The organism is Gemmatimonadales bacterium, assembly GCA_035502185.1.
GTDB lineage: Bacteria > Gemmatimonadota > Gemmatimonadetes > Gemmatimonadales > JACORV01 > Fen-1245.
Genome location: DATJUT010000094.1, coordinates 1 through 21,367, shown reverse-complemented (window position 1 = coordinate 21,367; position 21,367 = coordinate 1). Strand labels below are relative to the sequence as shown.

General features: G+C 72.3%; 19 protein-coding genes. All 19 read right to left on the bottom strand.

All coding sequences use genetic code 11. The features are described from left to right. Positions 1-8 precede the first annotated feature (8 nt). Positions 9-1,526 carry a hypothetical protein gene (locus tag VMF70_12025; GenBank protein ID HTT68747.1) on the bottom strand — a complete coding sequence of 506 codons (1,518 nt, stop codon included), beginning with the start codon at positions 1,524-1,526 and terminating at the stop codon, positions 9-11. Next, on the bottom strand, positions 1,510-2,046 hold the full coding sequence (gene hslV / locus VMF70_12020) for an ATP-dependent protease subunit HslV (protein HTT68746.1): 537 nt from the start codon (positions 2,044-2,046) through the stop codon (positions 1,510-1,512). Before hslV ends, VMF70_12025 begins: the two co-directional genes overlap by 17 nt. Next, positions 2,047-3,039 carry a tyrosine recombinase XerC gene (locus tag VMF70_12015; GenBank protein HTT68745.1) on the bottom strand — a complete coding sequence of 331 codons (993 nt, stop codon included), beginning with the start codon at positions 3,037-3,039 and terminating at the stop codon, positions 2,047-2,049. Further along, positions 3,029-4,411, bottom strand: coding sequence for a methylenetetrahydrofolate--tRNA-(uracil(54)-C(5))-methyltransferase (FADH(2)-oxidizing) TrmFO (gene trmFO, locus VMF70_12010; GenBank protein ID HTT68744.1), 1,383 nt, complete (start codon positions 4,409-4,411; stop codon positions 3,029-3,031). Before trmFO ends, VMF70_12015 begins: the two co-directional genes overlap by 11 nt. Further along, positions 4,333-6,612 carry a type I DNA topoisomerase gene (gene topA, locus VMF70_12005; GenBank protein HTT68743.1) on the bottom strand — a complete coding sequence of 760 codons (2,280 nt, stop codon included), beginning with the start codon at positions 6,610-6,612 and terminating at the stop codon, positions 4,333-4,335. The genes trmFO and topA overlap by 79 nt, the downstream gene beginning before the upstream one ends. A 133-nt stretch (positions 6,613-6,745) precedes the next feature. After that, positions 6,746-7,267 carry a shikimate kinase gene (locus VMF70_12000; protein ID HTT68742.1) on the bottom strand — a complete coding sequence of 174 codons (522 nt, stop codon included), beginning with the start codon at positions 7,265-7,267 and terminating at the stop codon, positions 6,746-6,748. Further along, entirely contained in the window at positions 7,260-8,468 is a 1,209-nt protein-coding gene (aroC, locus tag VMF70_11995; protein HTT68741.1) for a chorismate synthase, read from the bottom strand. The genes VMF70_12000 and aroC overlap by 8 nt, the downstream gene beginning before the upstream one ends. An 82-nt stretch (positions 8,469-8,550) precedes the next feature. After that, the gene (locus VMF70_11990; GenBank protein ID HTT68740.1) at positions 8,551-11,007 is read right to left on the bottom strand and encodes a hypothetical protein; all 2,457 of its coding nucleotides are present in this window, start codon (positions 11,005-11,007) and stop codon (positions 8,551-8,553) included. Between the two features lie 160 nt (positions 11,008-11,167). Continuing rightward, positions 11,168-13,042 carry a secretin N-terminal domain-containing protein gene (locus tag VMF70_11985; protein ID HTT68739.1) on the bottom strand — a complete coding sequence of 625 codons (1,875 nt, stop codon included), beginning with the start codon at positions 13,040-13,042 and terminating at the stop codon, positions 11,168-11,170. Next, positions 13,039-13,530: a hypothetical protein gene (locus VMF70_11980; GenBank protein HTT68738.1), complete on the bottom strand. Its 492-nt coding sequence runs from the start codon at positions 13,528-13,530 to the stop codon at positions 13,039-13,041. Before VMF70_11980 ends, VMF70_11985 begins: the two co-directional genes overlap by 4 nt. Further along, entirely contained in the window at positions 13,523-14,173 is a 651-nt protein-coding gene (gene pilO / locus VMF70_11975; protein ID HTT68737.1) for a type 4a pilus biogenesis protein PilO, read from the bottom strand. The genes VMF70_11980 and pilO overlap by 8 nt, the downstream gene beginning before the upstream one ends. 3 nt (positions 14,174-14,176) lie before the next feature. Then, positions 14,177-14,875, bottom strand: coding sequence for a PilN domain-containing protein (locus VMF70_11970; protein ID HTT68736.1), 699 nt, complete (start codon positions 14,873-14,875; stop codon positions 14,177-14,179). A 19-nt stretch (positions 14,876-14,894) separates the two neighbouring features. After that, positions 14,895-15,905, bottom strand: coding sequence for a type IV pilus assembly protein PilM (pilM, locus tag VMF70_11965; protein ID HTT68735.1), 1,011 nt, complete (start codon positions 15,903-15,905; stop codon positions 14,895-14,897). Positions 15,906-16,076: 171 nt separating this feature from the next. Continuing rightward, positions 16,077-17,192, bottom strand: coding sequence for a hypothetical protein (locus tag VMF70_11960; protein HTT68734.1), 1,116 nt, complete (start codon positions 17,190-17,192; stop codon positions 16,077-16,079). Positions 17,193-17,199: 7 nt separating this feature from the next. Continuing rightward, complete coding sequence (locus VMF70_11955; GenBank protein ID HTT68733.1) at positions 17,200-18,057, bottom strand: hypothetical protein; 858 nt, start codon at positions 18,055-18,057, stop codon at positions 17,200-17,202. After that, entirely contained in the window at positions 18,054-18,398 is a 345-nt protein-coding gene (locus VMF70_11950; protein ID HTT68732.1) for a hypothetical protein, read from the bottom strand. The genes VMF70_11955 and VMF70_11950 overlap by 4 nt, the downstream gene beginning before the upstream one ends. A 78-nt stretch (positions 18,399-18,476) precedes the next feature. Beyond that, complete coding sequence (locus VMF70_11945) at positions 18,477-19,844, bottom strand: sigma-54 dependent transcriptional regulator (GenBank protein HTT68731.1); 1,368 nt, start codon at positions 19,842-19,844, stop codon at positions 18,477-18,479. Then, positions 19,841-21,010: an ATP-binding protein gene (locus VMF70_11940; protein ID HTT68730.1), complete on the bottom strand. Its 1,170-nt coding sequence runs from the start codon at positions 21,008-21,010 to the stop codon at positions 19,841-19,843. The genes VMF70_11945 and VMF70_11940 overlap by 4 nt, the downstream gene beginning before the upstream one ends. 78 nt (positions 21,011-21,088) lie before the next feature. Beyond that, a partial coding sequence (locus tag VMF70_11935; protein HTT68729.1) for a pilin occupies positions 21,089-21,367 on the bottom strand: 279 nt, incomplete at its 5' end.

Here is a 21,367-nt window from a genome sequence, read left to right as displayed (position 1 = left end):
CCACGCCGTCAGGGCTCCAGCCGTACCGGGGAGCACGGCACGTCGCCGTGGATCGTGAACAGGTACTCGTCGCGCGGCGATTTCCAGATCTCGCGCAGGACCCCCGGGCACTGCCGCATCAGGCTCCCGGCCGCGTAGCGACCCTCGGCGCCGCGCCGCTCGATGATAAGGTAATCGGGTCGGTACGCGCGAACGACGTCCCACAGGTCGTCCCCGAGCCCCCAGGCGGCGGCCCAGAAGCCGTCCCGGTACCAGCGGTAGCTGCGCTCCCGCCAGCTCACGACCGTCGGATTGCCGAGGCGGAGGTACACGAGCGGAGGGTTGGCGGTGGCCACCACGGCGCCGGGCGGGATCCGGGGGCGCACGGAGTCGAGAACCTCGAGCGTGCCCCGGCTCCGCAGCCGGTGGAGCCGCACGCCTTCCCCCCGGCCGAACGCGACGCCGGCGGCCACCGCCGCGACGGTGGCCACGGCCACGCGGGCGCGCCGCCAGGGGAGCGCCGCCAGGGCCGCCAGCAGGAGCAGCGGCCAGACGCTGCCCACGAAGCGGTCCTCCTGCGGGAACGGCCAGAACAGCACCACCGCCCCGTAGAGGGCGAGCGCCACGGCCAGCACCGGCCGCTTCCGCGACCCGACGGCCACCAGCGCGACCAGCCCGAGGCCGAGGGCCGTCTCGGCCAGGCGTGGCGCCCAGTGCCAGGCCAGCAGCGCCTCGCCCAGGGCGCGGACCACCATCGGCGCGTTCACGTACGGGACGGTGAACAGCATCGTGGCCGGGGCGGCCCGCAGGCCCTGGCCGTAGAACGCGGCGTAGGTCCCGTAGCCCGCTTTCGCGAGCACGGGCGGCACGTCGGCGCGGTGCACCGCGATCCACACCACCCAGGGCACGAGCAGGCCGAGCCCGAGCGCGGCGGGCCGAAGGGCGCGGCGCCACCCGCTCTTCCACCACTCCACGGCCAGGAGCGCGACCAGGAACGGCGCCGCGATGCTGCGGACGTACACGGCCACCGCCGCCGCGACCGCCGCGCTCCGCGGGCGTCCCGACGCCGCGAGCAGCAGCGTGACCGCGAGGCACGCCAGGCACAGCGGCTCGGACATCGGGATGGTCCACCACATCATCACCGCCGGCGTGGCGACCGACGCCAGCGCCGCGAGCGCGCTCAGGGCCGGCGCCAGGCCGAAGACCGCCACTCCCGCCGCGGCCACGGCGCCGGCGAGCGGGCCGGCCACGACGAGGTTCACGCGGCGGAGCCGCTCCAGGTTCGCCGTGTCGCCCAGGCCGGGCTGCCAGGCCAGCGCCAGCACCGCCGGCCAGCCGGGGGCGAACTTCAACTCCGGAGGCTGGCCCGGGAAGTTGAGGTTGCGGTAGGCGTGCCGCTCGCGGATCGCCTTGGCCAGCACGGCGTACTGCGCGTCGTCCTGGAACGTGCCGAGCGTGAAGTCGCGCGGCGCGAGCGCCGCGAGGCCCCAGCCGCCGAGCGTGGCGGCGAGGGTCGCGGCGGTCGCCGCCCTACTCCAGCTCGACAATGGACAGGTTGCGGTTGGTGAAGATGCAGATGTCGGCTGCGATCTCGAGGCTCTGCGTCACGATCTCGCGGGCGGTGAGCGGGGCGTGCGCCACGAGCGCCCGCGCCGCCGCCAGGGCGTAGCTGCCGCCGGATCCGATGGCCAGGATGCCGTCGTCGGGCTCGATCACGTCGCCGTTCCCGGTGACCAGCAGCCCCTTGTCACGGTCGGCTACGGCCAGCTGCGCCTCGAGCCGCCGCAGCACCCGGTCGCTGCGCCAGTCCTTCGCCAGCTCGACGGCCGCCCGCGCCAGGTTGCCGGGGTACCGCTCCATCTTCTCCTCGAACTTCTCGAACAGGGTCAGCGCGTCGGCCGCCCCGCCGGCGAAGCCGGCGAGCGCCTTGCCGCCCTTGAGGACGCGAACCTTCTGGGCGTGCGCCTTGAGCACCGTCTCGCCGACGGTGACCTGGCCGTCACCGCCCATCGCGACGTGGCCGTCCTTCCGGACGCAGAGGATCGTGGTGGCGCGTATCGTGTCCATCTAGGCTCTCGGGTGTGCCTGGTGATAGACGTGCTTCAGCCGCTCGACGCTGGTGTGGGTGTAGATCTGGGTCGTCGACAGCGAGGCGTGGCCCAGCAGCTCCTGCACCGCCCTCAGGTCCGCCCCCGCGTCGAGCAGGTGGGTGGCGAACGAGTGCCTCAGCGAATGCGTCGTGATCTTCTGCCCCTCGCTCACAAGGTCCAGCAGGCGGCGCACCAGCAGCTGGACGGCGCGCGGCGTCAGCCGCTGCCCCCGCTCGCCCACGAACACCGCGCCGGAGGAGATCGCCGAGCGAACCTCGGCTTGCTTCGCGCCACCCGCACGATCCGGCCGCGCGACGCCAGCCACCGCACGACGCCCGGCGCCCGCGACCTCCCGCAGCGCCTCGTCGCGCCGCAGGTAGTAGCGCCGCAGCGCGGCGACGGCGGGCCGGCCCACCGGCAGCAGGCGCTCCTTCCTGCCCTTGCCGCGGACGCGCACCTGGTCCGACACCAGGTCGAGGTCCTCCAGGTTGAGGCCCACCAGCTCCGAGAGGCGCATGCCGGTGGAATAGAACAACTCCACGATGGCGCGGTCGCGCGTCGAGCGGAAGGTGTTCTCGGCGCTGCGGGACTCCGCCAGCGCGAACAGGCGGTCGACCGCCTTCCGGTCGAGATAGCCGGGCAGCCGCTTCTCCAGCTTCGGCGTGCTGGCGGCCTTGGCCGGATTCACCTCCACCCCGTGGTGCAGGTTCAGGAACCGGTAGAACGCCCTGACCGCCGACAGCGCCCGCGCCATCGTGCGCTTCGACCATCCGCGCCGCGCGGCGTCGGCGAGGAACCCGCGGATCGACAGCCGGTCCACGCCCGCCCACGTCCAGCTCTCGCCGCCGTAGTACTGGTCGAGGAAGCCCGAGAACGCCGCGATGTCCCGCCCGTACGCCTTCACGGTGTTGGGCGAGTCGTTGCGCTCCGACTCCAGCCAGCGCAGGAAGTCGGCAGCCTCAGGCTTCATCGACGCTCCCGACGAAGATGCGCATCGCCGCCAGGGCCCGCTCGACGAGCAGCTGCTTCTTGACGGCCCGGTCGCGCGGCGCGGCCGCGAGCGGAGGCAGCAGTCCGAAGTTGGCGTTCATCGGCTGGAAGGCCCCGGGATCGGCGTCCCGCAGATACGCCAGCAGCGCGCCGAGCATGGTCTCGGGCGGCGGGATCAGCGGCTCCGCCCCGCGGAGCAGGCGCGCCAGGTTGATCCCCGCCAGCAGCCCGGTGCCCAGCGACTCGGTGTACCCCTCGATGCCGGTCAGCTGCCCGGCGAACAGCGTCGCCGGCGCATCCCTGAGCGCGAGGTGCGGCGCGAGACACGCCGGCGTGTTGAGGTAGCTGTTGCGATGGATCGACCCGTAGCGCAGGAACTCCGCCGCGCCCAGCCCCGGAATCAGGCGGAACACCCGCCGCTGCTCCCCGGTCCGGAGCCGGGTCTGGAACCCCACCAGGTTCCACATCTGGCCGGCCCGGTCCTCACGACGCAGCTGCACCACGGCGTGCGGCCTGCGGCCGCTGGCGGGATCGGCGAGCCCGACCGGCTTCATCGGCCCGAAACGCAGCGCCTCCCGGCCGCGCCCGGCCATCTCCTCCACGGGCAGGCACCCCTCGAAATAGGGCACGCCGTCGAACTCGTGGGCCTGGTAGCGGTCCGCCGCCGTCAGCGCGGCGATGAACTCCCCGTACTCGGCTTCGGAGAGCGCGGCGTTGAGATAGTCGTCGCCCCCGCCCTTGCCGTAGCGGGAGGCGGCGAACAGCCGGCCGTGGTCGAGCGAATCGTCCGCGACGATCGGCGCGATCGCGTCGTAGAACGCCAGGGCCCCGGTGCCGAGCCGCTCGGCAATGCGCGCCGCGAGCCGGTCCGACGTCAGCGGCCCCGTGGCGACGATCCCGGGGGCCGGCAGGTCGGTGGCTTCCTCCCGCACGACCCGCACGTTGGGGTGTCCGCCCACCAGCTCCGTCGCGCGGCCCGCGAACACGGCCCGGTCAACGGCCAGCGCCGCGCCGCCCGGCACGCGCGCCTCGTCGGCGCACCGCAGCAGCAGGCTGCCCAGCAGCCGCAGCTCGGCCTTGAGCAGGCCGTGCGCGTTGGTGGTCTCGACGCTCTTGAAGGAATTGCTGCAGACCAGCTCGGCCAGCAGGTCGGTGCGGTGGGCCGGCGTGCTCGCCACCGGGCGCATCTCCACCAGCGTCACGCGGACCCCGCGCTCGGCCAGCGCCCAGGCCGCCTCGCAGCCGGCGAGGCCGCCGCCGACGACCGTCGCGGTCAGGACGGGGCCGGCGTGGTCGCCGCTGCGGGCGCCGGCGTCTCCTCGGCCGCGAACTCCGTGCCGCACTTCAGGCACTTCCGGAACGCTCCCCTCGCCTTGGTCTGCTTGCTCTCCGCCCCGACGAAGCCGCAGGACGGACAGGTCACCGGCACCGGGCGGTTCCAGACGGTGAAATCGCACTCCGGGTAGCGCGAGCACCCGAAGAAGGAGCGGCCGCGCTTGCTCCGCCGCTCCGCCAGGTCTCCGACGCCGCACTTCGGGCACTTCACGCCCAGCGGGACCGGCTGGGTGTGGTCGCACTTGGGGTAGCGCGTGCACGCCATGAACTCGCCGTACCGGCCGGTCTTGATGACCAGCGGCGCCCCGCACTTGGGGCACAGCTGGTCGGTGGGCCGGTCCGGCGCCCGCGGCTTGCGCAGCGACTTGGTGTACTTGCACTCCGGGTCGTTCTGCTTGGTGCACGCGATGTAGGGACCGAACCGGCCGGCTTTCGCGACCAGGGAGCTCCCGCACCGGGGACAGCGCTGGTCCGCCAGGCCCTCGAGGTTGTGCGCCTCGGAGATCATCTCCTCGGGCCGCGCCTTCGCCAGCGCCTTGGCGAACGGCTTCCAGAAGTCGTCCAGGACCTGCACCCGGCTGAGCTCGCCCTCCTCGATGCGGTCGAGCTCGCTCTCCATCTCGCTGGTGAACTCGACGTTGAAGATGTCGGGGAAGCGGGGGATCAGCATCCGCTCGACCGTGGTGCCCAGCTCGGTCGGGTGAAAGCGCTTGTCGTCGAGGCTCACGTAGTGTCGCGCCACCAGCGTGCTCGAGATGGCCGAGTAGGTGGACGGACGCCCGATGCCGAGGCGCTCCAGCTCCTTCACCAGCGACGCCTCGCTGTAGCGCGGCGGCGGCTCCGTGAAATGCTGCTCGGGCACGACGCCGAGCAGCGTGACCCGGTCGCCGACGGCGAGCGCCGGCAGCGGGGTGAGATCCTCGAGCGTGCGCCCCTCGCCCTGCTCGCGCGCCTCGTGGTAGAGCCGGTGGTAGCCGTCGAACAGGATCACCGACCCGGTGGCCCGGAACAGCCAGCGGCCGAGGTCGAAGTCCACCGAGGTGGTGTCGTAGACGATGGGCGACATCTGCGACGCCACGAACCGCTGCCACACCAGCTGGTAGAGCTTGAGCTGATCCGGCGTGAGGTCCTTGCGGACGCTCTCGGGCGTGCGCTCGACCTCGGTCGGCCGGATCGCTTCGTGCGCGTCCTGCGCCTGCGGGTTCTGCGACGCGCCGTAGAGGACCGGCTTCTCCGGGAGGTACTTCTGGCCGAACTGCCGGCTCACGTACGCCCGCGCCGCCTCCACCGCGCTGGCGGCGACCCGGGTCGAGTCGGTGCGCATGTAGGTGATCAGGCCGACCGCACCCTCGTCGGCGAGGTCCACGCCCTCGTAGAGGTCCTGCGCCACCCGCATGGTCCGCTTGCTCGAGAAGCCGAGCCGCTTGGCCGCTTCCTGCTGGAGCGTGCTGGTGGTGAACGGGGCGGGCGGCCGCTTGCGGCGCTCCTTGCGCTTGACGTCGGTGACGACGAACGCGGCATCGCGCACCGCGGCGACGACGGTCTGGGCCTCGGCCTCGGTGTGGATCTCGGGCTTCTTGCCGTCGAGCTTGTGCAGCTCGGCGTCGAATGCCTGGCCGTCCTTCTCGCACTGCGCGGTGATGCTCCAGTATTCCTGCGCGACGAACTTCGCGATCTCCTGCTCGCGCTCCACGATCAGCCGCAGGGCGACGGTCTGCACCCGGCCCGCCGACAGCCCGGTCTTGAGCGCCTTCCACAGCAGCGGGCTCACCTTGAAGCCGACCAGCCGGTCGAGGATGCGCCGTGCCAGCTGCGCCTCGACCTTCTTCTCGTCGATCTTGATGGTGTTGGTGATGGCGCGCTGGATGGCGTCCTTGGTGATCTCGTGGAACAGCACGCGGCGCACGCGGTCGGCGCCGAGCTGCTGGCGCACGTGCCAGGCGATGGCCTCGCCTTCGCGGTCGGGGTCGGTCGCGATCAGGACCTGCGAGACCTCCTTGGCGGCCTTCTTCAGCTCCTGGATGGCCTTGGCCTTGCCCTTGACCGTGACGAACGTGGGCTTGAAGTCGTGCTCGACGTCGACGCCCAGCTCGCGCTCGGGCAGATCCCGGATGTGCCCCACGGTGGCCTTCACCGTGTAGCCCTTGCCGAGATACTTGCCGATCGTCTTCGCCTTGGCGGGCGACTCGACGACCACGAGCTTGCTGTTGGCGGCCATCGTCCTCACGTTGCCGGCTCACGTCACCGGCGCGTCATCCATCCGTCTCCGGCACTACCATCGGGCCCGCGGCCGGGTTCCGGCGCGGTCCGCGGCGCTGCCGGGCCCACGGCGCCACGTCGGGGCGCGGAGTCTACCAGCCGGCGAGGTCGCGGGCAAGCGAGACCACGGCGGCGGCCACCTCGTCCGGGCTGCGTCCCCCGGTGGCCACGGTGCGATCGGCGCGGCGGTAGCTCGGACTCCGGGCGTCGAGCAGCGCCGCGATGCGCGCGCCGGTCTCGCCCCCGGCGAGCAGCGGCCGTCCCGCGGCCCCACCGAGTCTCGCCGCCGCCTCCTCCGGCCCGGTCTCAAGGTAAACCACCAGTCCAGACCCCCGGGTCATCGCGCGCGTAACGTCGTGCGCGAAGAACCCGGCGCCGGGCGCCACCACCGCGGGCGCGCCGGCGAGCGCGGCGCCGCCCAGCTCGGCCTCGAGCGCGCGAAAGGCGGCCTCGCCGTCCTCCGCGAACACCCGGGCGACGGATTTCCCCGCGCGCTGCTCGATCGCCTCGTCGAGATCCACGAACGGCGCGCCGAGCGCCGCGGCGACCAGCCGGCCGACGGTCGTCTTCCCGGCTCCGGGCAACCCGACCAGGATGACGTGACGTCTAGTCAACCGGCTCCCAGCCGGCGCGACGCCGCGCGAGCTGCGCGAGGTAGCCGTCGAGATTGCGACGCAGCTCGGCGAGCGCGTCGCCGCCGAACTTCTCCACGTAGGCATCGGCGAGGACGAGCGCCACCGCCGCCTCCGCGATGACGCCCAGCGCGGGAACCGCGGTGACGTCGGAGCGCTCGCTCTGCGCCGGGGCCGGCCGGCCGCTGCGCAGGTCCACCGACTGGAGCGGGCGCATCAGCGTCGAGATGGGCTTCATCGCGGCCCGCAGGACCAGCGGCTCGCCGGTCGTCATCCCGCCCTCGAGACCGCCGGCGCGATTGGTGCGCCGCGCGAAGCCGCCGCTCGGGGCCGCGGCGGGGCCGTCGGCGCGGAGGATCTCGTCGTGAGCCTGGGACCCGGGCAGCGCGCCGAGGGCGAAGCCGAGGCCCGCCTCGACGCCCTTCACCGCCTGGATGGACATCAGGGCGGCCGCCAGCCGGCCGTCGAGGCGGCGGTCCCACGCCACATGGCTTCCGAGCCCCACCACGAGCCCGCGGACCACCACCTCCACCACGCCGCCCAGCGTGTCGCCGGCGTCCGCGGCGGCGTCGATCCGGGCGACCATCGCCTGCTCGGCTTTGGGATCGAGGCAGCGCACGGGAGAGCGGTCGGCGACCGGATCCAGCGGGGCGGGGAGCGGGCCTGGTAGCGCGGCCACGACGCCGCCCAGGGCGACCACGTGGCTGCCGATCTCGACCCCGAGCTCCGCGAGCAGCCGGCGGCACACGGCGCCCGCCGCGACGCGCGCCACCGTCTCCCGCGCCGATGCGCGCTCCAGGATGTCGCGCGCGTCGGCGCGGTCGTACTTCAGCACGCCGGCGAGGTCGGCGTGCCCGGGCCGGGGTCGGGTGAGCTGGCGCCGCGGCGGTTCGGCCGACGGCTCGGGCGCCATCACGTCCCGCCAGTGCTCGAAGTCCCGGTTCTCGACCAGCAGCGCGATCGGCGAGCCGAGGGTCGCCCCGGCCCGCACCCCGGCCAGGATCTGCACCCGGTCCGCCTCGATCTTCATCCTCGCGCCGCGGCCGTAGCCGCGCATCCGCCGCGCGAGCTCGGCGTCCACGTCGGCGGCCAGGAGCGGCAGGCCGGCCGGCACGCCCTCGACGACGGCCAGGACGGCGCGCCCGTGCGACTCTCCCGCGGTAGTGAACCGGATCGCGGTCACGGGCCGCCCTCCCGAGAGAACGCGAGCCCGACCGCTCGGCCGGGCTCTGGCGTTCCTTCGATCGTCGAAGCGGGGCGCGGCGCTACGGCCGGCCTCTCGACCGCGGGGGCAGCGTGTTGATCACGCGCACCGGCGGCAGGGCCACCCCCGGCTGCTGCCGCACCGGGTACGGGTTGACGAAGTTCGGCAGGCGCACGACGACCAGTCCGCGCGTGGTGACGCCCACCAGCACCAGCACGCCGCCCGAATTCGCCACCCGGATGGGCCCGATGATGGTGTCCCGGATCGGGACCGTGGTGACCCGCGAATACCAGTAGGTGTCGAAGACGTCGATGAACGGGTCCGGCCGCGCCGCGAACACCAGGCGGTCGTTCTTGTTCAGCGCTCCCGAGGTGCGCGTGTTCGCGTCGAACGCGTTGTTGGGATCGAAGTCCATCCCCGGCTGGCCGCTCGGCACCGGCAGCAAACCGGTTTCCTTGAGCGTGTAGTCGAAGGCGTAGATCGAATCCGCCCGCACCAGGCTGGTCCGGCCGTTGAAGTTGGTCGCGACGGACAGCACCCGGGCGGCCCGGTTGACCAGGAAGTCCCGCACCAGCACGCCGGGCGAGACGCCCTGATCCACGATCGCCGTGCAGTTCAAGAACCCGATCGTGGCCCCGGTGGTGGGATTCTTCAGGGGGCACGGGGGCAGGTTGATGTTGGTGATGGGCGCGCGGCCGTCGAGCGACAGCGCCCGCGCGAAGCCCTGATTGAACCCGCCCTCGCCGATCACGGCGTGGTTGAAGTCGCCGGAGTTGCGGACGAAGGTGGATTCCTGGAAGGCGACCGTGGTCAGATCGACCAGCTCGCCGATGCCCGCGCCGAGAATCGTGTCCCGGATCTGCTGGCCCGGCAGGGTGTCGCGGACGGCGATGACCTGCAGCGTGTCCAGGCCGGGAGAGGCCGTCTCGTAGAAGAGGTGCCCGCTCCTCGCCGTGATCGGCGCGGACAGGTTCTCCGACGCCAGGTAGCCGCGGCTGGTGAACGGTCCCGGCTGCGCCGGGGTGGGCGCCGTCGAGTACACGGCGTACACGGTGTCGCACGCGGCGCCGGCCAGGTGGCGGCACACCGCCCCGAGGTACTGCGGGCGGTCCGCGAGGTCGTAGTCGGTGGTCAGGATCTCGATGCCGCCGGCGGCCGTCGGGGCGGTCTTCACCGTCTGGACGACGTAGTCGGCCAGCCGGTGCCGCTGCACCTCCGAGCCGGCCACGAGGTCCACGACCGACAGGTTGGTCCCGCCCGAGTTGGCGACGATGACCGTGTCGGCGTTGTCACCGAGCGTGTCGCGCGGCCACAGCGCGATGCCGACGGGCTGCGAGCCCACCCGGATCGGCGCCGCGAACGTGTTGGTGTTGAGGCGGAACACCTCCACCTGGTTGAGCAGGGTGTTGGTCAGCAGCAGGACCGGGCCGTTCCCGCCCACGTTGTTGTGGTCGATGACCGCGTCGCCGAACTGCCCGCCCTGCGGCAGCGAGATCGTGGTGCCGGCTACGACGGTCAGGGTGTCCTTGTCCGCGGCGGGCGACTTCTTGGGCGTGCTGGTGAAGCTGGAGCCGCCGCGATTCCCCGGCGACGCGCCGTCGACGCCGAACGCCTCGACGGTCACGATGCGCGGGAAGGTCGTGAGGGTGTCCAGCCCGAGCCGGAACCGCTGCGTCACATTGGTGCTGGCGCCGGCGAAGATCACCGAATCGCCGTGCAGGATCGTGCCCGCCGTGTCGCGGACCAGGAACCCGACCTTGGTGATCCCACTCGGGTCCGTGGCGGTCACGGTGAGGCTGTCGCCCACCTCGACCCGCAGCGGCATCGTGTCTTGCACCAGTGGCGCCACCGTGTCGCCCACCACGGTCTGGACCGCGACCGTGACGCCCGGCGACACGCCGGACGGGTCGTTCAGCGAGTCGGTCGCGAACGGCACGATCACGACGTTGCCCACCGCCGTGCCGGCCGGAATCGAGAGCGTGCTGGTGAACGTCTCCGTGTCGGCCAGCGCCCCGTTCACGGGCGCGAAGATCGTCGAGTCGTTCTGCGTCACGACGCCGGTCGCGCGCCACCCCAGGACCTTGACGCCGATGGGGTGGATGCCGCGGACCTGGACGGTCACCGACTTGCCGACCGCGGTGACGGCGCCTGCCGCGGGCTGCAGCACGGAAACCCGGGGACCGTTGACGACCCGCACCACGGACGTGTCGAAGCTGGTGTCGTTGGCCGCGTCGACGGCCGTCGCCGTGATGGTCACGAATTCGGACGTGGAATCGGTCAGCACCGCGCGCAGGTAGCGCGTGATCGTCGTATCGGTGGGCTTGGCGAGCGTCACCGAGCGGGAGGTGAACCGCGTCACCGTGGTGTCGGTGCCGAGGTTCACGGAGCCGCGGACGCTGGTGCCGGTCAGCACCAGGCCGGTGATGCCGTGCGTGTCGCTCAGCTTCACCTGGACGAAGACGCTGTCCCCGACCGACACCGGCACCGTCGCCGCCTTGGACGGCTGCTGAATCGTCACCGCGCCCGCGCCGGCGGTCCCGCCGCCCCCGCCCCCGCCCCCGCCACCCCCGCCGCCTCCGCCGCTCGAAGTCGGGAAACGGCCCTGTTCGCCGCATACGGCCACAGCGAAGACGCAGCCCGCGAGGGCTGCCGCTCGCGCCACGAGGCGCAGCACGGAACTAGCGGTTGTCGGGTGCACCGGAGCCCAGATCGTCGATGATGTGTGGGGTCACGAGAATCAGCAGGTCGCGCCGCTCCTCCTGGCTGGTCCGGAAGCCGAACAGCCGGCCGAGGACCGGCAGGTCCACCAGGAACGGGATGCCCTGGTTGGCCACCGTGATGTTGGTCACGGTCAGGCCGCCGATGACCGCGGTCTCGCCGTCCCGCACCAGCAGCTGGGTCGTGCCCTCCTGCGACGCGAAGACGAATCCGGCCTCGGCGATGGTGGACGCCTGAAGGGACGAGTTCTCGGCGTGCAGCTCCATCAGCACCTCGCGGGTGCCCGCCACCACGTGCGGCGTGACGGTCAGCCGGATGCCGGTGGGCTGCAGCTGGGTGGTGGCCCGCGCCACCGCGCCGCCGGTCGCCGTCGCACCGGCGCTCGCGACGTCGATCTGGCGGATCGGCGTGCGCTCGCCGACGAACAGGTCGGCCTGGCGGTTGTCGGCGACCGTGACCTGCGGCTCGGCCTGGATGTCCGAGAGCTGGACCGACTGCAGCGCCTCGAGGAAGCTCGACAGCGCGAAGTTGCCGATCACCGTCGAGTACACGAGCCGCAGCGCCGGATTCTGCTCGAACTGCGCCGAGGCGTTGGCGACCGCCGCCACCGCGTTACCGCCGATGTTCACCACCAGCGGCGTACGGGTGGGGTCGTAGGGCGTGTTGCCCGTCGTGTCCTGCGGGTTCGGCCGCGCGATCAGGGTGTTGAAGAACTGGCTGGACGTCCCGAGGTCGTAGCGCATCCCGATCTCTTCGAGCTCGGTCCGGTCCACGAAGATGATCTTCGCCTGGATGGCCACCTGCGGGGTGCGCTGGTCCAGCGCGCGGATGAACGCCGCGATGGTGTCGATCTGCGAGGCGATGTCGGTGACGATCAGCGAGTTGGTGGTCGTGTCCGGCGCCACCTTGCCGCGCCGCGACAGCATCGGCGCGACCGACGGTGCGAGCACGGACGCCCGGGCGTAGTTGACGTGCACGATGGTCGTCGCGGTGCCTTCGAGGGAATCCTGCGCCGCGAGGTTGGCCCGGCTGTCCACCCGGATGATGCCGCCCGGCAGCTCGGTGGCGGCCAGGCCCTGGCCGGCGAGCACCGCGTTGAACGCCAGGTCCCAGGGCTGGTCCTTGATTTCGGCCGTGACCGTGCCGGAGATGTCCTTGCCGGCGATGATGGAGCGGCCGGAGAAGGTCGCGAAGTTGGCGATGACTTCCTGGATGCTCGCGCGGTCGAAGGTCACGCTGATGCGCGGCTGCTGCGAGGGCGAGCGGAGCTGGCTGCGCAGCACGGCGTTCTCGACGTCGGCCGTCGCGGCCGGCGCGGGCGCGACCGCGGCCGGAGCCGCCGGCGCATGCGCGGGAATGGCCGCGGGCAGCGCGGCGGCCGCGTTGCGCGCGCCGTCGCTCGACCAGGCGGCGAACGCCTGGCTCGCCGCGAAGGTCACGTGCACCCCGGCGCTGTCCTGGCGCACCTGGTAGTCGCGCGCCTGGTCCAGCTCGACCACGACGCGCACGACGTCGGAGCGGAACTGCGAGTAGCGGACGTCCCGGATCCCGCCGCGGGCGACGCCGTCGTACTGGATCGTCGGCGCCACGAGGTGCGCGCCCACCAGGTCCAGCACCAGCCGGGCCGGCTCGCGCAGCACGAAATCCGAGACGTGCACGACGCCCTGCACGTCGATCGCCACCTCCGCCCGCCCCGGGCTCGGCAGCACGCTCACGGCCGTCACGTCGCCCGGTCCCGCATGGGGCGGCGGGGTTGCGGGCACGGCGGCGAGCCGTGACGCGGCGGCGGCCCCAAGGGCCAGGCCGACGCACGCGATGATGAGGGCTCGCTTCATGGATTGGCCTCCGCTTGCCTTTGGAGCGACAGCACTTCCTGACGCTCGAACCCGAACTCCTCGATCTGGAAGACGACCTCGTACTGGCGGATCTGGAGCACCCGCAGCCGGCCGACGGTGTCGCCGCGCTTCAGGCGGTGGATCTTGTCGCCCGGCGCCTCGCGAACCACGGCCACGCTGCGGCCGTAGTGCGGGTCGTAGATGACGGACACCAGCCGCAGGTCCGCGAGCGTCGGGCGCACGTCGCTCGAGCTGATGAGCGTCAGGAACGGATCGCGGGAGCCGCCGCTGTAGTGATAGACCTCGCGGCGGTACTCCACCCTGCCGCCGGTGGTGTCGATGCCCACCAGCGACGTGTCGCGGCGCACGCTCGGCCGGCCCGGCGCGGCCGCACCGGCCCTGGCGGCCGGCGCCCGCTGGGCGCGCGCCGCCACCGGGCCGAGCAACGCCAGCGCGGCCACGCCGAGGCACCACCTCCGGCTAGTCATCGCCACCTCGCGGCGCCGGCGGCGGCGCACCGGTCGAGTCACCCGCCGCCAACGGCTTCACGTACGTACGGACGGCGAACGTCGCCTGCAGCAGCGCCTGGGTCTTGCTGGTGTCGGCGACCGGTCCCTGGACCCGTTGGAAGTGCACATCGTACGGGACGATGATCCGCGGCAGGCTCGCGATGTCCGTGAGGAACTCCGAGACCTGGTCGTACTGCCCCGTCGCCGACAGGCGGTAGCGCTGGATGTCGAACGGCGAACCCGACTCCACGGTCTGCGGCGTGAAGCCCGCGAAGGTCGCCCCGCGCATCTTGGCGCGGCTGGCGATGTCGTCCAGGAGGTTCGGCACCTCCGACGACGTCGGGACCAGCTGGCGCATGAGGTTCAGGCTGGTCTGGAACTCCCCGAGCCGCCGCTCCATCTCGGTGAGCGCGCCCTGCGCCACGTCCCGCTTGGCGCGGTCGACCTGGGCGATGAGGGAGTCGAGCTCGGTCTGGAGCGAGTCGCGGCGCACGCCCATCGGGCCGATCCCGCGCAGGCCCGCCAGCGACAGCCCCGACCACCCGAAGTAGCCGACGACCAGGGCCACCACCGTCACCAGGAGGAGGGTCTGGCCGCGCCGATCCTGCGGAATGAGGGCCATGAGCTATCGCCTCGTGCCGCCGCCGGAACGCACGCCTTGCACGATCGACGCGGCCAGCGGCTCCATCGCCAGGATCGAAGGGGACGGCATCTGGTAGTGCGCGTTGAGCGTGAAGCTGGTGACGTCCCGCCCCTGCTCGGTCACCATCGCGCTCGAGACGAGCGTCACGCCCTCGACGAACGGCGACTCCTCCAGGTTGCGCATGAAGCGGGTGACCGCCTGCGCCTCGCCGGCGGTCTTCCCCTGGACGGTGAACGACGCGCCGCCGCCGACGGCCGTGTCGCCTTCCGCCGTCCGGCCGGAAAGGTCGTCGAGCCAGGTGTAGTCTGGCAGCGCCTTGGCCACCGCATCCAGGATGTGCGGCCAGACGTAGCGATCGCGGTCGATGTCCCGGATGTACTGCATCTCCGCCAGCAGGGAGTCGCGCGTCTGCTCCATGCGGTGCCGGCGGTTCAGGATGCCCGCGTAGGTGACGCTGTCGCGCTTGGCGGTCTGGAGCCTGGGCTCGAGCGCACGGACCTGCGACTGGCGCCGCAGGTACAGCGGCGTGCCGAGCCCGCCCACCACGACCCAGGCCGCGATCGCGGCCACCAGCCACGGGTCCTTGACCGCCGCCAGCATGGCGCCGACGTTCGGCAGCGCGATGCCGCCACCCTTGGCCCGCTTCCGCTTCGCGCCCGGAAGAAGATTGATCGCAATCATGGCGTCGCTCGTCCGTGTCCTATGCGGCCCGAAGGGCCAGACCCACCGGCAACATCAGCAGGGGCCCGACTTCCTCGACCGGGAGGGTGTCGAAGACGCCTTCCCGCACCGTGACGTTCTTGATGGGGTCGGCCTTCTCGACCGGCACCCGCAGGCGGTCGGCCAGCACCTCGCCCAGGCCCGGAATGCGCGCCCCGCCGCCCGACATGTAAATCCGACCCATCGCCACGCCGCTGCGGCTCGCCGTCTGGAGGAACGCGGCCGCCCGCTCGATGCCGACCGCCATCTCCTCGCCGCGCGTCTCCACGTACGGATCCACCGCCGGGTTGCGGTCCCGCGCCTGCAGCAGCGCGTCCGCTTCCTCCGCCCCCATGCCCCGCTCCCGCTGCAGGTCCTCGCGGAACCGGCGGGTCCCGATCGCGAGATCCCGGGTCAGAATCGGAACGCCGTCTTCGAGGATGTTGATGTTCGTCACTTCGTGACCGATGTTGAGCAGCCCCACCATGCCGGCCTGCTCGTCCGGATAATTGAGCTCGAACGCGTTGTGCAGGGCGAAGGCGTCGACGTCGATGATGTCCGGCGTGAGCCCGGCGTCCGTCAGCAGCGACACCTTGTTCTCCACCAGCTCCCGCTTGGCCGCGACCAGCAGCACGTTCATCTGGAGCCCTTCGCCCTCGGGATCCAGAATCTGGAAATCGAGCTCCACGTTCTCCATGTCGAACGGCACGTGCTGTTCCGCCTCCCAGCGGATCACCTCGCGCGCGTCCGACTCCTTCATCCGGTCCATCTGGATCTTCTTGACGATCACGTCGCGGCCACCCACGGCCGTCACCACGGCCTTCTGCTTGATGGCGGCCGTGACGAACAGACCCCGGACCGCATCCGCCACGATCCCAGGGTCCATCACCTCGCCCTCGACGATCGCATCCGCCAAGACCGGCGTGATTGCCACCTTGACCAGTTCCGGTTGGGCCTTGCCGTGCTCGATGACGACGAGCTTGATCAGCCCGCTGCCGATGTCGAGGCCCACCGTCCGCTTCTTTCGACCGAAGGGTGCCATATCCGTTTAGGGTGCAAGAAGATAGACGAAAATAGGGCCAGAAGGCGCTCTACGATAGCGTCCGGCCACGGAGTTTGTCAAGATACTTGAAGCCAGGAAGCCGAAATACCGCCCAATCAGCGACTTACACCGAGCGTGCCCCTAGTACAGCTCGGAAAAGGAGCGCTCGGCCAGGGGATTTGCCGGCGCGTTCGAGAGAAGGGCGTTGGCCAGCGCGCAGCGCGAAAACACCAGCTCTGCGCTCCCCGCCGCCGATGGCGTGAGAGTGGCGCTCCTCGCCCTGACGCCGCCCAGGAAGTGCCCGCCGGAGCCCTCGACCACGAGCCTCCCGCCAACGACGACGGGGCCCTCGAAGATGAAGCCCCCGTCGACGCTCAAATCGCCCGTCACCAGCAGGATGCCTTGTCCGCTGCCTCCCACCAGGCGCAGGCTCCCCCGCGCCAGGACGATCGGATAGTAGTGCGCGCAGCCCGGCACGGAGGCCCCTCCCCAATTCTCGCGCACCGCCGTATCGCAGGCCGTCGCCGTTCCCACCGGCTGCGGGTGCTCGAGGGGCAAGTCGCCCGCCTCGTACACCTTGACCGCCGCCGCCCCCAGCGTCGCCCACGCTCCGTCCGCGGCCGCGCGCGCCGCGGAGTCTTCCCCCGCGCTCGCGACGCGGAAGGGGGGACTGCCGCGAACGCACGAGGAGTCGGCGCAACCGGTGAACAGGACCCGCGTCGCACCCGCGACGAGGATGCCCGGCATCGCGCCGCCGGCCGCCGCGCAACCCGGTCCCACCGTCTGGTCTTCTCCGTCGACGGCGATTCCGCTGCCCAGCTCGAGCCCCTCCGTCACGGTCAGCGCCGCAGCGACGGCGAGAGCCGCCGGCGCGGGGCGGACCAGCCACGCCACCGTTCGCCGGGAGACGCCGCCGGCATCCGTTCCGGTGGATCGGACGAGGAACAGCCCGCGATTGAGCCGCAGGACGGTCCCGGCATACGACCCCGTGCCACCGGGCAGCATGCCGGAGAAGACGGACGAGCGGCCCGGAGGGAGCGCGCCGAAGGCGGCGGATCTCCATCCGCCGAGCGCTGCGGCGAGACCGGCCTCCGCGGCGGCCAGCGCCCGCTGGCTGTCCCGCACGTTCGTCCCGAGGCGCATGGCCTGGCGGGCCGAGAAGAACGCTCCCGCGACCAGGGCCCCGAGCAGCACGAGTGCGAACAGCGACACCGCCAGGGCGAAACCGCGGCTGCCGGACGGGGGGTGGCTCGTCACGGGCATCCTAGTTGTTTCGCAGGGCGACCTGCACCGCGACCGAATCCTCGTACTGCCGGCCCGACGTGGTGCGGCCCGGGATTTCGATCGGGGTGGCGCTCAGCCCGCGGACCGTGATGCCGATGCGGGCGACGGCGCCGGGGTCCGCGGCGGGCGCTCCGGCGGAATCGTAGAAGGTGAACGACAGTCCGCCGACCCGCCGCAGCGGTCCCGCCACGGGCGACAGCGACGACCAGGCGCCCCCGCCGTAGCCGCGCTCACCCAGCCAGGCCTGCCCCTGGTCGTCGGTGTAGCTGCGGTACACCACGCGCTCGTAGGTCCGAACCGGCGAGCCGGGTGGCACGCCGTCGAGGTCGGCCGTCGCGCCGGCCAGGCGCACGGACGTCCCCGGCCCTCCGTCGTCGCAGCGGCCGGCGCCGACGCCCACGACGCCGAACTCCACCCACCGGTCGTCGTCGGCCGTGTCGGGATCGCCGTCGCGGAAGACGAGCGCGCGATCGCGCGAAGGATCGATCGCGCGCCAGCCGAACGTGAGGCTGTCCGCGAGGACCACCACCCCGGCCGCGGGGTCCGCCGGCGCGCAGGTCACGGCGAGGCTCCGCGTCGCGCGGATGCCGACCGAATCCGGGCCGATGGCAACGAGGTCGCCGCCGCGCGCGTCGAGCTCGCGCAGCTCGGCGGGGAGCAGCTGCGCCACCGCGCGCAGGCCGTCCTCGACGTCCATGACCTGCGATTCCGATCGGTAGAAGCGCTGATTGTCCTGCAGGACCCGGCCGACCGTGCCCACGACCACGCCCCCCAGGACGAGCCCAATCAGCAGCTCGACCAGCGTGACGCCCACCTCGCGGCCGCGCAGCGCGCTCATGGACACCACTCGACGGCCTCGAACCGGTCGGAGCGCACGTCCCGTCCATCCGGGTAGCCGACGGCGAGTTGGATGGTGCGCACGGCGCCCTGCGTGGTGACGGTCCATTGCAGCAGGTACGCACCGGCGGAGTCCCGGCCGCCGGCCAGCGACGCGCAGCCGCCGCTGCGCAGCACCTCGAGTCGCGAAGCGGCGGCGATCCCGGCGCCGCCCCGTCGCTGGCCCTGCCCCGCCATCCGCGCCACGGCACCGGCCGTGGCGGCGAGCGCGATGAGGCCCACCGTCACCATCAGGACGGCGACGACCACCTCGATCAGCAGGAAGCCCCGGGTGCGGCTCACGCGCCAAGGATGCGGTGTGACACGCGGCGACCGTCACCCGTCCATCGTGGCGCGGCGCGCTCGAACGCGCGCCGCCGATCAGCCCTCGGTGATGCCGAGCTCCTTGAGCTTGTAGAACAGCGTGCGCACCGAGACGCCGAGGAGGGCGGCGGCCTTCCGGCGGTTGCCGTCGCAGCGCCGCAGCGCTTCGCGGATCACCTCGCCCTGGAGCTGGCCCTGGCGCGCCCGGAGCGACAGATCGGACGCGACAGCCGGGCGCCCGGCCGGCCGCCGCGGCTCCCCGCCGACGACGGCCGGAGGCAGGTCCGCGCGGCGGATCACGCCGCCGCGGGCGATCACCAGCGCGCGCTCGAGGGCGTTGGACAGCTCGCGCACGTTGCCCGGCCAGGAGTAGTCCAGCAGCGTGCGCAGGGCGTCCGGCTCGATCTCCGGGGCGCTCCGGCCCAGCCGGCCGCAGTGCCGTGCCAGCAGGTTGTCGATCAGCGGCGGGACGTCCTCCGGGCGCTCGCTGAGGGGCGGCAACCGGATGGCCACGACGTTGAGCCGATAATAGAGGTCTTCGCGGAACCGCCCGTCCGCCACGTCCGCCTCGAGGTCGCGTGCCGTGGCGGTCACCACCCGGACGTCCACCCGGCGCTCGGCGCGGTCGCCGACCCGCCGGATCTGGCCGTCCTGGAGCACGCGCAGCAGCTTCGCCTGCAGGCCGGTGGGCAGGTCGCCGATCTCGTCCAGGAACAGCGTGCCGCCCGACGCTTCCTCGAACAGTCCCCGGTGATCGCCGACCGCGCCGGTGAAGGCCCCGCGCACGTGCCCGAACAGCTCGGACTCGAGCAGCGCCTCGGGGATGGCCGCGCAGTTGACGGCGACGAACGACCGCTCCGCCCGCGGGGACAGGCGGTGCAGCTCGCGGGCGAGCACCTCCTTGCCCGTCCCGCTCGGCCCCGTGATGAGCACGGTCGTCGTGTGCGGCGCGACCTTGGCCACCACGTCGAGCGCGGCCTGCATCGCGTCGGAGGCGGCGACGATGCCCGGCGACGCGGCGCTCGGTCCGAGAGCCGACCGCAGCGATTCGACCTCCCGCCTCAGCCGCTCCCGCTCCTCGGCCTTCCGGAGCACGAGAATGACCTCGTCGGCGCGGAACGGCTTGGGGATGTAGTCGTAGGCGCCTTCCTTCATCGCCGCGATCGCGGCGTCCTCCGAGCCGTACGCGCTCATCATGATCACCAGCGCCGCTCCGCCGGCCGCCCGGTAGCGGCGCAGGAATTCCAGCCCGTCCAGGGCCGGCATCCGGACGTCGCACAGCACGGCGTCGAAGCTCTCGGCGAGCGCGCGGGACAGGCCGCGCTCGCCATCCGCCTCGTCGGCCACTTCGAAGCCTTCCTCGCTCAGCAGCAGCCTCAACGACTGCCGCAGCCCAGGCTCGTCATCGACGATGAGCAGCTTCACGGCGCCATCCCGGGGAACGTGACGGTGAACGCGGCGCCGCCCTCCCGCGCCCGGGCGACGTCCACGCGACCCCCATGATCGTGAACGATCCGCTGCACGATCGCCAGGCCGAGTCCCGTGCCCTTGCCGGGCTCCTTGGTGGTGAAGAACGGGTCGAAGACGCGCTCGACCAGGTCCGCAGGCACGCCCGGACCGCTGTCGCCGACGACGACCTGCACCGCCGGAGCCCCGTCGGCGACGCTCTCGAGGTGACGGCCCGTCCGCCGCGCGCTGCGCACGGCCGCCGCACCGGCGTCGGCGTCCGTGCTCCGCCGCTCGGCCTCCACGACCGCGCCCAGCCGCGCCGGGCTGGCGACCACCGCGATGCGCCCTCCCTCGCCGGCCGCGTCCACCGCGTTGAGCAGCAGGTTCACGAACACCTGCTCGAGCGCGGGCGCGTCGCCGAGCATCGCGGGAAGGCCCTCGGCGCGCACGACCTCCACGCTCACCAGTCGCAGCAGGCCCTGCGCGCGCAGCAGCTCCACCGTTCGCTCGGCCACCGCCCCCACGTCGAGCGGCTCGCGCCGCGCGTCACGCGGCCGCGCGTAGTCGAGCAGGCTGCGGACGATGGTGTCGATGCGGCGAGCCTCCCGGTCGATCGCAGCCACCAGATCCGGTGCCTCGCCGCGCCGGCCGAGCAGCTCCAGATAGTTGCCGATCGCCGCCAACGGGTTGCCGATCTCGTGCGCGACGCCCGCCGCCAGGCGGCCCACCGACGCGAGCTTCTCGGCCTGCACCAGGGCCCCCTGCGCGTCCAGGAGCCGCTCAGTCATGAGATTGACGCTCTCGGCAAGGCGATCGAACTCGCGGGTGTCCGCCGGTGGAGCGCGTCGCGACATCTCACCGGTGGCGACGGCCTGGGTCACGGACACCAGAGCCGCCATCGGCTCCGTGACCAGCCGCGACACCAGATACCGTCCGAAGCCGATGAAGATGAGGACGTCGGCCATCACCAGCGCGGTGATCAGCGCGACGCCCAGGAAGCCGCGCCCGAGCAACGGCACGAGCACGGCCGTGAAGACTGCGAGCACCAGCGCTCCGGCCGCGAGCACGGCGAGGTTCAGGAGCAGCTCCGTGCGGAGCGACGGCTTGGGAGGGGCCGCGCCACCGGCCGGGCGTCGTGCCATGGCCTCCACGATGTGCGCCCGAGGCCAAAATGCAAAGGGCGGCCTGGAGGCCGCCCTTCGATGGTCCTGCGGAGAGGGTTACTGGCAGGTCGGCGCGCCTTCGTTCTCGCCGGTGACCGGCGGCGTCGCGCTCCCCACGAAGATCCCGCAGGTCTTCGCCGTGGCGTTGTTGCTCGACGTCGCTGCCCAGCCGGTGCCGGTGGCCGAGGAGATCGACACCGTGTTGCCGGCCGAGACGTTGTAGTTGAGGTTCGACAGCACCGACGCGTAGGTCACGTTGTCGGCGAAGTACGCCTCCTGGGCCGTGACCAGGTTCCGAAGGTCGGCCTTCATGCCCGCGATGTAGGCCTTCTCCTT

Bases quoted from the DNA above. Each gene is read 5' to 3' on its own strand.
- hslV (HTT68746.1), bottom strand. From the start codon at position 2,046: ATGGACACGATACGCGCCACCACGATCCTCTGCGTCCGGAAGGACGGC.
- VMF70_12015 (HTT68745.1), bottom strand. From the start codon at position 3,039: ATGAAGCCTGAGGCTGCCGACTTCCTGCGCTGGCTGGAGTCGGAGCGC.
- topA (HTT68743.1), bottom strand. From the start codon at position 6,612: ATGGCCGCCAACAGCAAGCTCGTGGTCGTCGAGTCGCCCGCCAAGGCG.
- VMF70_11985 (HTT68739.1), bottom strand. From the start codon at position 13,042: ATGAAGCGAGCCCTCATCATCGCGTGCGTCGGCCTGGCCCTTGGGGCC.
- VMF70_11980 (HTT68738.1), bottom strand. From the start codon at position 13,530: ATGACTAGCCGGAGGTGGTGCCTCGGCGTGGCCGCGCTGGCGTTGCTC.
- pilO (HTT68737.1), bottom strand. From the start codon at position 14,173: ATGGCCCTCATTCCGCAGGATCGGCGCGGCCAGACCCTCCTCCTGGTG.
- VMF70_11970 (HTT68736.1), bottom strand. From the start codon at position 14,875: ATGATTGCGATCAATCTTCTTCCGGGCGCGAAGCGGAAGCGGGCCAAG.
- VMF70_11955 (HTT68733.1), bottom strand. From the start codon at position 18,057: ATGAGCGCGCTGCGCGGCCGCGAGGTGGGCGTCACGCTGGTCGAGCTG.
- VMF70_11940 (HTT68730.1), bottom strand. From the start codon at position 21,010: ATGGCACGACGCCCGGCCGGTGGCGCGGCCCCTCCCAAGCCGTCGCTC.